Raw genomic sequence first — 14486 nt, 5'->3', positions numbered from 1 at the left:
TAAATTGTCGTGCTGACCCCTCTTCGATATCGATATCCCGCCATAATTTTGTTCTTGTTAAGACAACAGTTTATACCCAAATAAAACGCAGTAAAATGAACCATTTAACCAAAGCATTGCTGACCGTACTGATGATATGCAGCTGCTTCATTCCCGGTAAGGCACAACAACCGGCAGCCAAAGGATACGCACCGGTAAACGGACTTAAGATGTATTATGAAACCCAGGGAAAAGGCGCGCCCATCCTGTTATTGCACGGCGCTTACATGAGCATTGAAGGGCCTTTCCGCGAACTGATGGACTCTCTGTCACGCACCCGGAAAGTGATCATTTTTGAATCACAGGGGCACGCCCGTACCGCCGATATCAACCGTCCGATCACCTGCGAACATATGGCCGATGACGCAGCGGCATTATTACAATATCTGAAAATAGACAGTGCAGATGTATTCGGCTACAGCATGGGTGGCGGCACCGCTTTGCAGCTCGCCATCCGTCACCCCAAGAAAGTAAAAAAACTGATTGTCGCTTCTGCTTCTTTTAAACAGTCCGGTATGCAGCCGGAACTGATACAGATGATGCCCGGGTTCAAAGCGGAATACCTGGAAGGTACTCCCATGAAAATGGTGTATGACAGCCTCGCCCCCAATCCTAAAAACTTCCCGGTGTTGGTGGAAAAGCTGAAAGCGCTGGATATAGAACCGCAGAATTGGCCCGCCTCCGACATCAGCGGTATCAAATCACAAACACTGCTGATATTTGGCGATTCCGATGCTATTGTTGCCGAGCATGCCGTGGAAATGTTCAGACTAATAGGCGGCGGTAAAATGGGCGACATGGGTCCCCTGCCCAACAAACGCCTGGCGATACTTCCCGGCACTACCCATATGGGCGTCATGATGCGGCCAAAGAAAATACTTCCGGTCATAGAAGATTTTCTGCAACAGGATATCATCCCTCCGGGATACCTGTAACAACAAAACGAAAAGCCCCATGAGCATAAAAAAGCCTGCTTTGTAAAAAAGCAGGCTTTTTTGACACTTCCCTATCAGTCGTCATCCCCGTGACTATGCCGGTGTCCGCGGCCACGTCCATGCCAGCGGCGGCGGTCATCGTCATCATCGTCATCATCATGGTCCCGGTAGCGGCGGTAACGGTCATCGTGGCAATCACGGATCAGGTCCTGACGGTCGTACCAGCCACGATATCTGCCATAACGGTTCCTGTAGTAGCCGGCATTCAGATACGGTCTTGGCTCATTGATCACCACTTTGTACCCGCGGTACAGATCATAGTGATAATGACGCGGCAATGCCCGCGCAAATACCCAATCACCTTCATCACGGTCGAAATAAATAAACTGGCGGCGGGGAATATAGTAATAGGCATCAACGTCCGGGAGGTAATAATATTCGGCGTAGTCGTAGCCAACAGGCCCCCAAACCGGCTGACTGCCTACGTTCAGATTGACATTAACACGGACCTGGGCTTGAGTTGTTGGTGCATAGTACATGCCAGCGGCCAACAGAAAGGCCATCACAGCAAGCTTCTTCATAAAAATATGGTTTATGCCGCTGTCAATGCCAATTTAATGCCAGATTCCGCTAACCTTGTCCCAACGGAATATATTTCCGGTTCGGGGAAATCACCCCGGGAATTTTCCCCTCCTGTCAATGACCCATAATATGCCTGTATTGGATACCTTTACGCACTATCAAAGCCCTATTGTCCCGCTCCTTCTTTTCCTCAAAAAAACCTACAGTGAACAAACTACTGTTGATGCTTGCAGGTTGTTTTAAAGAATGACTGCCGGAAGGCCTGTGGCGAAAGGTTTGTTTTTGTTTTAAACAGCTTGCTGAATGACTGCGGGTGCTCAAACCCCAGCTCATAGGCAATTTCACTTACCGACAACCGGGTGGTGGACAGCTTTTCTTTTGCCTTTTCCATCAGCTTATCATGGATATGCTGCTGCGTGCTTTTCCCGGTCTGCACCTTCAGCAGCCCGCTGAGGTAGTTGGGCGACATATTGAGCTGGTCGGCGATGTACTGCACCGTCGGCAGTCCTTTATGCAGCAGCTCCCCACTGTTGCAATAGTCTGCCAGGAGATCTTCCATCCTGTCCAGCACCTGGTGGTTGGTGATCTTGCGCGTCAGGAATTGCCGGTGGTAGTAGCGCTCAGCATAAGTGAGCAGCAGCTCCAGCTGGGCGATCATCACGTCATGGCTGAACTGGTCCATGTTGCCATGGTACTCCTGCGCGATGTTCTGCATGATGGCGGAGATGATGGCTTCCTCTTTTTCGGACAGGTGCAGCGCTTCGTTTACCGCGTAGCTGAAATATTCATACTGCCGTATCTTTTTTGCCAGCGGGGTATTCCAGAGGAAATCGGGGTGAAACAGCAACAACCATCCCGTATGCCTGTATTCTTCATCGGTTTCGATGGAGAACACCTGGTTGGGCGCCATGAAAAACAAAGTGCCTTCATCGAAGTCATATTGCTGCTGCCCGTATTTCACTTTTCCGGCGAAGTTCTGTTTGAGGGCGATGGCGTAAAACGCCTGTACCAGCTTTTTGGGCTCGCCGGCGTCCCCCCTTTTCATATCCTCAAAGTTGATCACACTGATCAGCGGGTGCTCCGGGCTGGGTAAGTCCCGGAGCTGATGTAATGCACTGATCGTGGGAAGCTGGTGTAACTGTGTGCCTGCCATAACATTTAAATTAATTACTTTTTGCGAAAACGGCTGCAAACTCCCGGGCGAAGTCCTCTATTTTAACTTTCCCCGTTGTAGCTGGCGGGTTGCGGTAGAAGTCCTCCGCCAAAGCGCCGGAGTGCAGGCTGTCATACAGCTCAACCAGTGCGGCGGCCATAGCAGCGGGCACACCGTGCGTTTCCAGCTGTTCCCGCATCACATCGCCGGGAATCAGCCGCCACGTCAGGTCCGGCTTACCAATCGCTTTGCCCAGCACGGCTGCCACTTCGTTGCAGGTGCGTTCGTCGCTGGTGACGTAGCGTATTGCCGGTACACCGGCTGTACGGACCATCTCCTCCGCCACCGCATCTGCAATATCCGAAGGAGATACCCACAGCACCTTGTCGTTTTCCCCGTAGCTGGCGGCCATAAAACCCGTATGCCGGATCATATCGGCAAAATTATACAGGTTGTAATAGAAGCTGGTAGGACGTATATGCGTAACGGATAGTCCGGGTACCGCATTCAGTATTTTTTCGGAATGATGGGAGCCCAGGATAACACCTGTGCCGCGGTCCAGATGCGCGCCGAAGCTGCTCAGGTACACTACCCGTTTCACGCCGGCCTTTGCCAGCGCCTGTGCATAGTTGCCCGCGATCCGGGTGTAGTAGTCAACAGGCGCTTCGTTGGATACGTAGTTCGGAGGAGTCATACAGTATACGGCATCCGCGCCGGTAAACGTCTTTTCCAGGAAGGCGGTATCATTCAGAGAGCCGATAGCGGCAGTAGCACCGATGGCCTCAATGGCGGCCTGCTTTTCCGGATTGCTGCTGATAACGGTCACGGTGTGGCCTTTCTCTACCAGTTGTTGTGTCAATGGCCTGCTGATATTTCCAAGGGAGCCTGTTACGATGATGTTCATGTTGTATGTTTTTATGATAACAAAGGTCCTGTACCGGTACCGGCCCTACGAAGTCAAATCTACTTTTGTTGTAGCCAAAACGCATTATTTATTACCCGGAATTATTCTTTTTTTAACTAATTAATAAAAAAACAATATCAGTCGTCCTGTGCCCGCGCAGACATCTCCCGGAGGGGAACCTATCAACACAACACATATTTTATATATATAAAAGAAAAAATTAAACATTGGTTTATTTTATGTGTTATTCAAAGTAATAAGCTATGTTGCAACCATCTGTAGATTAAAAACGTGTTTATCAATGAAAAGTAAGCTGTCATTCCTACTGCTGTCATTACTGTTTTACCACTACGCCAAAGCACAAACGGCCCCCGGCTTCAAAGAGCTTCTGGACAGCGCCATGGTTCGGGATGCAGACCTCAAAGCCCAGCTTACCAAAAACAAACTGACCGTACTGGACCAGCACAAGCTGAAGGATGTTTACCTCCCCACCCTGGAAGTCAGTGGCATGGCCGGTTACCTGAATGCCACTGCACATGTTATTTCCCCGGAGCTGAACCTGCAACCGTTTCTCACCATCCCCGAAGGCAAGTACAATAACAACATCAATGTATCCGGTTTCTCCGGGCTGGCCAAGGCGGACGCTAAAATGCTGCTGTATGCCGGCGGTAAGGTGAAGCAGCTCAACAAAGCCCTCGAAGAAAAGCGGCAATCGGAAAACGTGTTACTGGAAAAAACATCCGATGAAGTGGCGGCCACCATCTCCAGGGCGTACGATCAGCTGGCGCTGGTGCACCAGTCCAAAAAAGTGCTGGACGAAGCCAAACGCAGGCTGGATGCCAACCGCAAAACCGCCGACAAAGCGCTGGGCTACGGGCTGATCACCCCTTACGACCACAAGAAGATAGAGCTGGCGCAGGCTACCCTCGACTCCAAAATGGCCGAATACGAAGGAAAAAAAGAACTGCTGCTGACTCAACTCGAAGTGCTGACAGGCATCGGCAAGGAGAGGCTTCGGCTGATTGAACCGGTACTGGCGCCGGTGGCGCTGCCGGCGCCGCAGAAAACCATCGAACAACGCGCCGAAATACGTGCGCTGGACCATGGCATCAGCGCTGCCGGCTATAAAATAAAAGCGGAACAAACGTGGTGGATACCCAAAGTACAGCTAAAGGCCTCCGCCTATTATATAGGGCTGTATGGCACCAGGATCAAGTCATCCGACAATATCATCCCTCCTATTCCGGCAATCGGCTACCCCGGCCGGAAACTGGACTGGCGGCCTACCAACCTCAATATCTTCCCGATGCTGAACGCCGGTATCGGCTTTAAATGGGAGATCTTCGACGGCAGGGAAGGAAAACATGCCATCGAAACAGCGCGCATCGACCGGGAGCTGCTGCAAAACCAGAAATACGATGCCATGCGCAAGCTCACGTTAAACCAGGCCAACAATCAATCCAATTATAACATCGCCAATTCGCAGATAGCCCTGAAGAAAAAAGAGAAAGAAATGGCGAACAATGCTTTGGTACAGGCAGAAAAAGAATTCAGGTACGGGATGTCCAAATCCACCCAGCTGATAGCAGCGGAAAACGACCTCGAAGCCGCGGAACTGGATTATCAGAACGCTATCTTCAACCAGCGCAGGGCCGCCGTGGAGCTGATGCGGTCTACCCAGGAGCTGGACATCACCAAATTGTATTAAGCCTACACCATTACTCAAACTAATTACTGTAAGATGAAAATAACTACACCCATATTATTGATCTGTTCACTGACATTCGCAGGCTGTGCTTCTAAAAAGTCCAACGCCGACCGTTTCGAGGGCAAAGCCAAAAAAGATGTGGTGTCTTTTGCGCCGAAAGTGACCGGCAGGATCCTGAACATTTACGTTAAAGAAGGACAGACGGTGAAAAAGGGTGATACCCTCGCCCTGCTGGACGTACCGGAAGTTTCCGCCAAAATAGCGCAGGCGCAGGGGGCGGTCAACGCCGCCACCGCACAGGAACAGATGGCGCGCAACGGCGCTACGGCCGATCAGCTGAAACAACTGCAGGCCAAATACAAAGGACTGAAAGAACAGTATGAATTCGCCCGCAAATCCTATGAAAGGGCCACCAATATGTTCAACGACAGCCTTATGTCGCCGCAGGCTTATGACGAAGTATACGCCAAATACCAGGGCGCCAAAGCCCAGTACGACGCGGTGATCGCCGAACTGGACGACGTAAAAAGAGGCACCCGCGTAGAGAAAGTGAACATGGCCGCCGGCCAGGCATCGCAGGCCAAAGGCGCGTTGCAGGAAGCCAATGTGGCCTACTCCGAACGTTATGTGATCGCCACCAATGACATGGACATAGAAACCATCAGCCTGAACCCCGGAGAGCTGGCCACCGCCGGCTTTGCGCTGTTCAACGGCTACATCCCCGGCAGCACCTGGTTCCGCTTCACCGTTCCGGAAAGCAAAATTGCCGGGTACAAAAAAGGACAGGACGTAAAGATGCAAGTGCTGTACAATAACGAAGAAACGGAAGGCACTATCGCCTACATCAAACAGTTGACCCGCTATGCGGACATCACCACTGCTTTCCCCGACTATCAGCCGCAGGACGTAATTTATGAGATCAAGGTACAGCCCAAAGATCCGGGCAAGACCAAAGACATACTGGTAAACGCAAGTGTTATACTGAAATAATCAGGCATGAAAGAATTTTTCCGATTGTTGAAACGGGAGTTTAGGCTGTTCCTCGGTAATTCCACCCTGCGCTCCGTGTTTTTCCTGGCGCCGGTGCTGTATGCTACCCTGATCGGCTTTGTATATAAAGCCGGAAAGGTGGAAAATATACCCGTGATCGTGATAGACAAAGACAATACCCCCTTATCCGCGCAGCTGGTAGAAATGCTGAGCGATAACAAAAGTATTAAAACGCTGAAGTACCTGCAGGAACCTCCCAATGCAAATGATGAAGTGATCAGAAAAGAGGCTGCCGCCATGGTGATGATCCCCGCGCGCTTTGAAGCAGACATCCTGCAGAAAAAATATCCGGAAGTAAATGTGTATGTGAACACCAGTAACGTGCTGACGGCCAACTTCGCCTCCAAGGCGCTGCAGCTTACCATCGGCACGTTTTCCGCCGGTGTGTCCATCAAGGGACTGCAGAAAATGGGCATGCCCGCTGTAAGGGCCGCCACGCAGTATGAACCGTTTAAAACGAACTATATCACCCTCTTCAATACCACCAGCAACTATCTCATATTTATGTGGCCGGCCATGCTGGCGGTGGTATTGCAGCAGGTGATACTGCTGGCGATGGCCATCAGCTTTGCTGCGGAGTTCCAGCGCGGGTCTTTTGTAACGGAGTATGCAGGCATGCGCCGCCGGGCGTTCCCGATCATGCTGATCAAGGTAATCCCTATCTGGACATTCTCCATTCTCATCGTTTCCATTTATTATTTCATGCACATGTTCTTCAATGTGCCGTTGCCGGAGGGCATTCTCAGCTTTATATGGCTGACCGCCTTCTTTGTGGGATCGGCTTCATTCATGGGCGTGTTTGTCAGCATTCTCATACCAGACGCCTTAAAAGCCACGCAGGTACTGATGGTGATCGCCTCCCCTGCGTTTATCATCAGCGGCTTTACCTGGCCGCTCAGCGCCATGCCGGCGTTTGTGCAGTTTATGGCTAATATCATCCCGCTGACGCCCTTCCTGCAGGCCTTCAAAATCCTGCTGATCCAGAAGGGATCGGTGGAACTCACCTATCCTTATATCCGGCATCTGGGCATTTTATTGCTGGTATATGCCTTCCTGGGCTGGCTGGCTTTAAAGATAAAGCTATGGTACCTGTTCAGGACAGCCAAAGAGGGTAAGTTGTAAGCCATACGGCCTACAACTTACCCTACCCGCCTGTTTTGTTGTTTTAGATTACCTGTGCCACATGATGCACCTCCTGCGGCTGCCCCAGTGGTTTGTAACTGGTAATGGCCAGCTGTGGCTGCATGGCCACCATGAAAGTATCAAAAGTGTCCGGTTGGCCGGTCTGTTCGGGTGATACCAACAGCAGCCGGTCGCCGATGATCTCCAGCAGCGTGAACGGCGGCGTGATGTAATTCAGCGCCACCCGGTGCTGCTGCCGGTCTTCAATGTCAGACTCGATCAGCTCCAGATGATACAGTTCAAAAGGCAGCTCTTTGTTACCGAGACAATCCTTCACCCCCGGTATCCTGTTGCCCATTTCCTGCAGATGTAGCCCTACTGCGAAGCCTACTTTATAATGCAGCGAATTGGATTTCGGGTTATGGGCTTTCAGTTCCGTAAAGGTCCGGAATTGTTTGTCAGTATTGTATGCCTGCGACTGCATCAGGAATTCCACATAGGAATCTTCGAATATCTTTTTCTCCAGGTCCCCCGTGGAAGTGGCATCTATAAGCTGTCTGTAAGACAGGATGATCTGCGCTGGCTGCATCTTCATAAAAAGAAATTAATCGACTGGTAAGAAATTGGTTGAAAAGAGATCATCTGATGTTGATAACGTGAGACAGGTTGTATCCCCCGCCGGCGGCAGGTGTTACAGTAGCCAGTTCAGTAGCCAGTGAGTCGTTGATGATAGTGTCAAGGTAGTTGGTAGTGGGGTTTTGTCCGTGTAATGCATATAACGGTGTGCTATATACGGCGGCGTTAACAGCGTCAGGGAAAGCAATCTGTGTAGTGAGGTACAGGCTGGTGCCGATGAAGATCTGCGCATGCAGATGGGTACAACGGCCGGGGTACCATCCGGGATAAATAGACAGGAAATGCACCATGCCGCTGGCGTTGGTGTACTGCAGTCCGCGTCCAAACAGGCGTCCGATATTGTTCTGCACGCCCAGGTAGCCGTTGTTCACGTAACCGGAATAGTAACCGTCTTTATCGCACTGCCAGATATCCACGCGTGCGTTGGTCACCGGTGCACAGCCCCTGCTTACGCTCTGCACTTTGATGTCGATATTGAGCGGCAGACCGGGTTTGTTGTCTGTGATATTTACCCGGTTGATAATAGAGCCGCGGCTGTTGTACAGCGGATAAGGGCCGTCCATATCGGGATCTGTGAGCCGGCAGGCAGCTTCGGCCTGTGCGCCGGAGGCAGCCGCTGCGGGTTCTGCATTGTCCTTTTTACAGGCTTCCAGCAGTACAGGGGCAGAGATGGCTGTAACAGCCAGTGATCTGAGAAAATTTTTCCTTTCCATAAGATAAAAATTGTTTAGCTAAAGTTCAGCCAACACATTTTTTTTATCAAGCAGGTATCGGTAAAAGCGACGGATGTGCCGACGTATTATTTACCGCTCCACTCCCGGATGTCTTCTGCATAGGTGCTGCTGACCGGCAAGCTGGTACCGGAATGCAGCAGTACCCTGCGATAGGCGATGGCACAGATGCTGCGCACCGCTACGATATAGCTGCGATGGATCCGCCGGAAGCGGTCATGTGGCAGCTTCTCCAGCACTTTCTTCAACGGCATCAGCGTAAGCACCGGCCGGCCGCTCAGCAGATGAATGCGGATGTAGTCTTCCAGACTTTCGATATACTCCACTTCATCCATCCATATCCGCACCTGTTTGTATTCCGCATATACGAAAAAAGATTCCGGCTCCCGCGGCGCCGCCGTGTGCCGGTAGTGGTACTGCGCCATCGTTTTCTGCATGGTGCGGGAGAACCGTTCTATGCTGATAGGCTTCAAAAGATAGTCCAGCGCTTCCAGTTCAAATCCTTCATGCGCGAATCGTTTATGCGCTGTCGTGAAAATGACCATGGGTTTTTCTTCGAGGGAACGTACCAGATCGATACCGGTGATATCCGGCATATTGATATCGATGAACAGCAGGTCTACATGGCGGCAACGGAGGAATTCCGCGCCGGACAGCGCATCATCGAAAGTCTGCAGCAGCTGCAGGGCGGGGAACTGCGCGGTGTAGGTCCTGATCAGCTCCAGCGCCAGCGGTTCATCATCTATAGCTATGGCTTTAATCTTCATACGGGCAAATGAAGTAAATGGTTTCGTACGGGTTAATCAGTCAGTAATGTCAGTCTGACGATATATAGGTTATTGTTTGTGGTGATATCCAGTACATGTTTCTGTGGGTACAGCAATGCCAGCCGTTGTCTTGTATTTGCGATGCCTACGCCGCAACTGCCGGTGGGCGTGGGTTCACGGTAGATGCGGTTACAGCAAAAAAAATCTATCTGATGGTCTTTCACATTCAGGCGGATAGTAACTGTTTCCGGCAGGTGCTTGCTGATACCATACTTAAATACATTTTCCACGAAAGTCATCAGTATCAGCGGGCTGATCAGCTTACGGTCCATCTCGCCGGATACCTGGTAGTCGACCGTCCCCGGCCGGAGGCGGAGCTGCTGCAGGGCGATGTAGTCGCGGATACAGGCTTCTTCCTGTGGCAGCGGCACGTAATCGGCGATCACATCGTCCGTAATGTAACGCATAATATTCGATAAGCGCAGAATACTGTCCGCAGTGTAATTATTTTTTGTCAGCGCAAGGGTATAAATATTATTAAGGGTATTGTACAGGAAATGCGGATGTACCTGCGCTTTGAGGAAAGACAATTCCGCCCGGATCTTCTCCCGCTCCGCGGTCAGCGCCCGCTGTTCAGTCAGCTGCCAGCGCCTTGTGGTGGTAATCGCTGCGCCCAGCGCCATGATCATAAAGAAGATAAAGAGACTGGTAATATCGATCACCGGCGGCACATACACCCACTCCACTCCTCCCGGCAGGGCGGCCCACTTCTGCCGCAGCAGCCGATCGAACGGCTGCAGTAAAAAGATGCCGGCACAAAGCAGCAGCGCCATGGCGGCATAACTAATATATCTGCCCGGAATAAAAAATCCGGGCATCAGATAATAACGATTAAAGTAGAACAGACAGATGTAACAGCTGCAGAACAGCCAATAACTATAATGGGTGGCAGGCGCTATCAGTTCGGTATACCCCTTCCCGTTAGACATGAACAACAACGGGAATATCATAAACAGCAGACAACAGACAATGTGGATGCAGATCTGAGGGGCTTTCCAGGATAACATATGCAAATTAAGGGAAGCAGCCGGGTTGTTTTTCATAAGTATCGATGAAACGGGGATATGTACCGATCTGTGGATGAAGATATAAAAACCGCTCCCATCAACAAAAAAGGTTGTAAGTAGCTGACTTACAACCTTTTTAAACTATTTACATCCTATTTACAGCGACCAGACCGCCAGTTCGTACCCGTTGGGGTCCGAGAAATGGAAGCGACGGCCACCGGGGAAGCTGAAGATATCTTTTACGATCTTACCTCCTGCCGCCTCAACTTTTTGCTGCGTCGCTTCCAGATCGTCAGCGTAAAGGATGACCAGCACCGTTCCTTTCTCCGGTTTACCGGTGGTAAAGCCGCCGTCTACATAGTCGCCTTCAAAAGCCGTATAGTCCGGACCGTAGTCGGTGAATTTCCAGCCAAAGCTTTTACTGTAAAATTCTTTGGTCCGTTCAAGATTTTTCGAAAGGAACTCCAGGTACTGTACCTGTCCGTTTATTAATTTCTGATGCGACATGGGTGAAATACTTTTTACATACAAAGATATACAATGAAAGAGGTAGCTTGTTTGGAAAAAAACGACAAAATGCCCTTACAGGTTATGAATAAACGCCACCATCACGGCAGCGGTCATCCGTGAAGCGGGCACGGTGCCGCGCTCGCCTGTCAGCAGGTTGTTTTCCTGCGGGTTGTCGAAATTAATGAACTGTTCATAGCTGCCCGAACGTCCGTACCCGAGGAACAGGCCGGTGCGCAGGTTGTACTTGCTTCGCTTTATGTTCACGCCCAGCTGACAGTAGTAATTATCCCATGTAGCGGTATTGGGCGCTGTACCGTCTGCGTCCGTCCGCTCCGCGTAGTTGAAATCCGTTCTCAGCGAACAGTAGCCCGTTAACCGTGGATTTATCTGATAGCTCACTCCCACCGCCGCATTGAAGATCGCTTTACGGGACTCGCTCATTTTAAGCAGCTCTGAAGCGCGGATGATGCTGTTGCCGGTATCCGGCCGCACAAAGAGATCACTGGTAGGCGCCAGTATCGTATATTCTTTTACTTTCAGGAAGTACTCGGCCGCCACATACACCTGTCCTTTACTATAGTCATATGCATATCCCGCCGCTATGCTGAACGGCGTTTTGTACCGGGTGTCCAGTTTGGTCTGCCGGGTACTGGCCAGCAGGTTCATGGGCTGGTCAAAAATGAAGTGAACGTTGGACACCGCGTTGTCACTGAGTAGCCGGCCTCTCCCCCAGGCGTGTATCAGCGGAGAAGACACCAGGAGGCCCAGGTGATGTTTGCCGGCCTCATAACTCAGCCCCGCCCGCAGCTTAAGGCCGAAATGCGTATAATCTACCTGGTACTTTCCTTCGTTGCTGGTAATGGGCAGCGTCGGCTGGTTGTTATTGACCAGCGCACGGGAGAGGAAGTTCTCACTGTAATGCTGGGAACGGGACTGCCCTTCCGCCATAAAGCCGATGGCCCAGTGCCGGTCCAGCCTGAACCCTGTGCTGATAAGTGCGGAGGCTTCTCTCGTAATATTCTGCAGATCGTACTGTCCCAGATAATATTCAGGGCCAGGGCTGTAGCTGTCGTTCAGCACATTCATCCTGGCGTCCTGCTGCTGGGTTACATTATAATTGATGACCGCGTTATGGGTAAGCGCATATGCAATATATACCGGCTTCTTACGGCCTAATTTCACCGTGCCTGTCAGCATCTGGGGAACGCTGGCCGATATCAGCGAATGCAGGTTTTTCCCCGTCCCTGCGCCGTTTTTAATATTGATCGATTCTACCTGGTAAATCATCCCTGATACAGAAATGGCATTTTTTCCGGAGAGCGGCTGCAAAGCGGGATTATAAAACAGTACACCGCTATCCTTGTTATTGGCCACTACCGCACCCGGGGACAAGAAACCACCGGCGCCGAAGTTTTTGGACCAGTAGTTGGCATCCTGCGCGGGCGCAACCCTCGATAAAAGAAAAAATATCAAACACAGCAAGCCGCTGCGCCATGCCTTGTTTTTCAACATCGGTAGTAACAGTCTTATCAAAGCGTTTTAATTTAATACGATATCCTGGTTTTTCTGGTTGATTCCCGAAGATCGTTTGCAATCCTTTCCTGCCGGGTTTTTTCGGGCGACAGTTCTATTTCCAAGATACTTAAATTTCCCGATTGGATAAATTATTTTCCCAATCCCGTTACCATCTCCGATGATTTCAGCTACATATTTGCCGTACATCATTTCCGGTGTCAACAAACCGGATAACGTTTACCTCATGGATATTAAAACCGCCAAACGATGGTTCAACTGGCATAAATGGAGCAGCCTTATCTGTACGCTGTTCCTGCTGATGCTGTGTGTGACCGGTTTACCGCTCATCTTTCACGAGGAGCTGGACAAAATACTGGAAAAACAGGTGGTGGCCGATGCTCATGCGCTCATCTATTCAATAAATTTATTGAATAGATGAGCGCATTTAATATCTTTGCCGGGCTGCCATTGTACTTTCCAACGGCACGCAGGCGATATGACAGACATCAAATTAGGATTAAAGGAAAACTGGCAACAGTTTACCCTGCTGGTGCTGGTCAACATGCTGGTAGGCGGTATGGTGGGCCTGGAGCGGACCGTAGTGCCGCTGGTAGGCACGGAGGAGTTTAAGATCGGCTCGGACATTGTGGTGTTTTCCTTCATCATCGCCTTTGGCGTCGTCAAAGCTTTTACCAACCTCGTTTCCGGCGTACTGGCCGATAAGTATACCCGCAAGCGGATACTGGTGACCGGCTGGCTGGTGGGACTACCGGTGCCTTTTCTGCTTGCCTGGGGGCCTTCGTGGAACTGGATCATCCTCGCCAACGTGTTATTGGGCGTCAGCCAGGGATTGGCCTGGTCTATGACGGTGAACATGAAAATAGACCTGGTAGGCCCCAAAAAACGGGGCTTTGCCATGGGACTCAATGAGGCGGCCGGCTACGGCGCCGTAGGGCTGACCGCTTTGCTGACAGGCTACCTGGCGTCCCGCTACGGATTGAGACCTGCTCCTTTCTATATCGGTATCTTCTACACCGTCGCCGGACTGATATTATCTGTGCTTGTGATCCGGGACACGCGGCAGCACGCCCGGCTGGAATCCGCACAGGTAACGCAACAACAGCTGGCCGGCGAAAAATTCCACCGGCCTGATTTATTATGGGTGTTCCGGGAGACATCACTCAAAAACCGCAACCTCTTTGCGGTCTCACAAGCCGGGCTGATCAATAATCTGAACGATGGCATGTCATGGGGCGTTTTTCCCTTATTGTTCATCGCAGCGGGCGTAGGACTGGAAGGCGTGGGCTGGATCAAAGCCGTATATCCGTTTGTGTGGGGCCTCGGACAGGTGATTACCGGTCCGCTCGCAGACAGGATCGGCCGCAAGCCGCTGATCGTCTGGGGCATGTTTGTTCAGGCGTTGGGACATGTGGTGATCGGGTTTTCCTTGTTCCCTCCGCTGACATCCGGGCTGGCAGGCTCCGTATTGCTGGGCATTGGCACCGCCATGGTATATCCCGCTTTGCTGGCAGCCGTCAGCGATGCGGCACATCCCTCCTGGCGGGCTTCCTCACTGGGTGTTTACCGTTTCTGGCGGGACATTGGCTACGCCGTGGGCGCGCTGATGGCCGGTATTGTGGCCAGTTTCTTCGGATTGATATGGGCTGTACATATTGCCGGTATCATCACCTTTTTATCCGGTGTGGTGGTATTGATCAACATGAAAGAAAATACTCCCCGGTTATAATATCTGATTGATTTATTTTG

At 51.1% G+C, this 14486-nt stretch carries 15 protein-coding genes; 6 read left to right on the top strand and 9 right to left on the bottom strand.

Annotation, left to right across the window (positions count from 1 at the left end; all coding sequences use genetic code 11):
- The first annotated feature begins 95 nt into the window (after positions 1-95).
- Positions 96-974, top strand: a complete 879-nt coding sequence (locus B5D63_RS31625) for an alpha/beta fold hydrolase (protein ID WP_200817142.1) — start codon at positions 96-98, stop codon at positions 972-974.
- A 74-nt stretch (positions 975-1048) separates the two neighbouring features.
- Here B5D63_RS31625 and B5D63_RS31620 read toward each other — a convergent pair whose 3' ends face one another.
- The 3 genes from B5D63_RS31620 to B5D63_RS31610 form a co-directional block, all read right to left on the bottom strand.
- Positions 1049-1555 carry a hypothetical protein gene (locus tag B5D63_RS31620; protein ID WP_078672899.1) on the bottom strand — a complete coding sequence of 169 codons (507 nt, stop codon included), beginning with the start codon at positions 1553-1555 and terminating at the stop codon, positions 1049-1051.
- A gap of 215 nt (positions 1556-1770) precedes the next feature.
- The gene (locus B5D63_RS31615) at positions 1771-2709 is read right to left on the bottom strand and encodes a helix-turn-helix domain-containing protein (RefSeq protein ID WP_078672898.1); all 939 of its coding nucleotides are present in this window, start codon (positions 2707-2709) and stop codon (positions 1771-1773) included.
- Positions 2710-2719: 10 nt separating this feature from the next.
- Positions 2720-3613, bottom strand: a complete 894-nt coding sequence (locus B5D63_RS31610) for an NmrA family NAD(P)-binding protein (protein WP_078672897.1) — start codon at positions 3611-3613, stop codon at positions 2720-2722.
- Positions 3614-3914: 301 nt separating this feature from the next.
- Here B5D63_RS31610 and B5D63_RS31605 point away from each other — a divergent pair, with 301 nt between their 5' ends.
- Genes B5D63_RS31605 through B5D63_RS31595 form a run of 3 tightly spaced genes read left to right on the top strand, consistent with a single transcriptional unit; the run spans position 3915 to position 7493 of the window.
- The gene (locus tag B5D63_RS31605) at positions 3915-5321 is read left to right on the top strand and encodes a TolC family protein (RefSeq protein WP_078672896.1); all 1407 of its coding nucleotides are present in this window, start codon (positions 3915-3917) and stop codon (positions 5319-5321) included.
- 33 nt (positions 5322-5354) lie between these two features.
- On the top strand, positions 5355-6311 hold the full coding sequence (locus B5D63_RS31600) for an HlyD family secretion protein (protein WP_078672895.1): 957 nt from the start codon (positions 5355-5357) through the stop codon (positions 6309-6311).
- 6 nt (positions 6312-6317) lie between these two features.
- Positions 6318-7493, top strand: coding sequence for an ABC transporter permease (locus tag B5D63_RS31595; protein ID WP_078672894.1), 1176 nt, complete (start codon positions 6318-6320; stop codon positions 7491-7493).
- Positions 7494-7536: 43 nt separating this feature from the next.
- Here the strand turns inward: B5D63_RS31595 and B5D63_RS31590 are convergent, their stop codons facing one another.
- The 6 genes from B5D63_RS31590 to B5D63_RS31565 all read right to left on the bottom strand — a co-directional run bounded on the left by B5D63_RS31590 (position 7537) and on the right by B5D63_RS31565 (position 12737).
- The gene (locus tag B5D63_RS31590) at positions 7537-8088 is read right to left on the bottom strand and encodes a hypothetical protein (RefSeq protein ID WP_078672893.1); all 552 of its coding nucleotides are present in this window, start codon (positions 8086-8088) and stop codon (positions 7537-7539) included.
- A gap of 43 nt (positions 8089-8131) precedes the next feature.
- Positions 8132-8842 (bottom strand): peptidase associated/transthyretin-like domain-containing protein, encoded by a 711-nt coding sequence (locus B5D63_RS31585; protein ID WP_078672892.1) that lies wholly within the window; start codon positions 8840-8842, stop codon positions 8132-8134.
- 86 nt (positions 8843-8928) lie between these two features.
- On the bottom strand, positions 8929-9627 hold the full coding sequence (locus B5D63_RS31580; RefSeq protein WP_078672891.1) for a LytR/AlgR family response regulator transcription factor: 699 nt from the start codon (positions 9625-9627) through the stop codon (positions 8929-8931).
- 32 nt (positions 9628-9659) lie between these two features.
- A complete protein-coding gene (locus B5D63_RS31575) occupies positions 9660-10730 on the bottom strand; it encodes a sensor histidine kinase (RefSeq protein WP_078672890.1) in 1071 nt (356 codons plus the stop codon).
- 120 nt (positions 10731-10850) lie between these two features.
- Positions 10851-11201, bottom strand: coding sequence for a VOC family protein (locus tag B5D63_RS31570; protein WP_078672889.1), 351 nt, complete (start codon positions 11199-11201; stop codon positions 10851-10853).
- A gap of 75 nt (positions 11202-11276) precedes the next feature.
- The gene (locus B5D63_RS31565) at positions 11277-12737 is read right to left on the bottom strand and encodes a hypothetical protein (RefSeq protein ID WP_143313241.1); all 1461 of its coding nucleotides are present in this window, start codon (positions 12735-12737) and stop codon (positions 11277-11279) included.
- Between the two features lie 226 nt (positions 12738-12963).
- Between B5D63_RS31565 and B5D63_RS31555 the strand changes: the two genes are divergently transcribed.
- Together B5D63_RS31555 and B5D63_RS31550 are read left to right on the top strand one after the other, a co-directional pair.
- A complete protein-coding gene (locus tag B5D63_RS31555; RefSeq protein ID WP_078672886.1) occupies positions 12964-13158 on the top strand; it encodes a PepSY domain-containing protein in 195 nt (64 codons plus the stop codon).
- Between the two features lie 57 nt (positions 13159-13215).
- Positions 13216-14466: an MFS transporter gene (locus B5D63_RS31550; RefSeq protein WP_078672885.1), complete on the top strand. Its 1251-nt coding sequence runs from the start codon at positions 13216-13218 to the stop codon at positions 14464-14466.
- Positions 14467-14486: the final 20 nt, after the last annotated feature.

Origin of the sequence: Chitinophaga eiseniae (genome assembly GCF_900167135.1) — a bacterium.
Taxonomy (GTDB): Bacteria; Bacteroidota; Bacteroidia; order Chitinophagales; family Chitinophagaceae; genus Chitinophaga; species Chitinophaga eiseniae.
The sequence above is the reverse complement of the archived record's forward strand: the minus strand, read 5'-3'. Positions and strand labels throughout refer to the sequence as shown.

Bases quoted from the DNA above. Each gene is read 5' to 3' on its own strand.
- B5D63_RS31625 (WP_200817142.1), top strand. From the start codon at position 96: ATGAACCATTTAACCAAAGCATTGCTGACCGTACTGATGATATGCAGC.
- B5D63_RS31620 (WP_078672899.1), bottom strand. From the start codon at position 1,555: ATGAAGAAGCTTGCTGTGATGGCCTTTCTGTTGGCCGCTGGCATGTAC.
- B5D63_RS31615 (WP_078672898.1), bottom strand. From the start codon at position 2,709: ATGGCAGGCACACAGTTACACCAGCTTCCCACGATCAGTGCATTACAT.
- B5D63_RS31610 (WP_078672897.1), bottom strand. From the start codon at position 3,613: ATGAACATCATCGTAACAGGCTCCCTTGGAAATATCAGCAGGCCATTG.
- B5D63_RS31605 (WP_078672896.1), top strand. From the start codon at position 3,915: ATGAAAAGTAAGCTGTCATTCCTACTGCTGTCATTACTGTTTTACCAC.
- B5D63_RS31600 (WP_078672895.1), top strand. From the start codon at position 5,355: ATGAAAATAACTACACCCATATTATTGATCTGTTCACTGACATTCGCA.
- B5D63_RS31595 (WP_078672894.1), top strand. From the start codon at position 6,318: ATGAAAGAATTTTTCCGATTGTTGAAACGGGAGTTTAGGCTGTTCCTC.
- B5D63_RS31590 (WP_078672893.1), bottom strand. From the start codon at position 8,088: ATGAAGATGCAGCCAGCGCAGATCATCCTGTCTTACAGACAGCTTATA.
- B5D63_RS31585 (WP_078672892.1), bottom strand. From the start codon at position 8,842: ATGGAAAGGAAAAATTTTCTCAGATCACTGGCTGTTACAGCCATCTCT.
- B5D63_RS31580 (WP_078672891.1), bottom strand. From the start codon at position 9,627: ATGAAGATTAAAGCCATAGCTATAGATGATGAACCGCTGGCGCTGGAG.
- B5D63_RS31575 (WP_078672890.1), bottom strand. From the start codon at position 10,730: ATGAAAAACAACCCGGCTGCTTCCCTTAATTTGCATATGTTATCCTGG.
- B5D63_RS31570 (WP_078672889.1), bottom strand. From the start codon at position 11,201: ATGTCGCATCAGAAATTAATAAACGGACAGGTACAGTACCTGGAGTTC.
- B5D63_RS31555 (WP_078672886.1), top strand. From the start codon at position 12,964: ATGGATATTAAAACCGCCAAACGATGGTTCAACTGGCATAAATGGAGC.
- B5D63_RS31550 (WP_078672885.1), top strand. From the start codon at position 13,216: ATGACAGACATCAAATTAGGATTAAAGGAAAACTGGCAACAGTTTACC.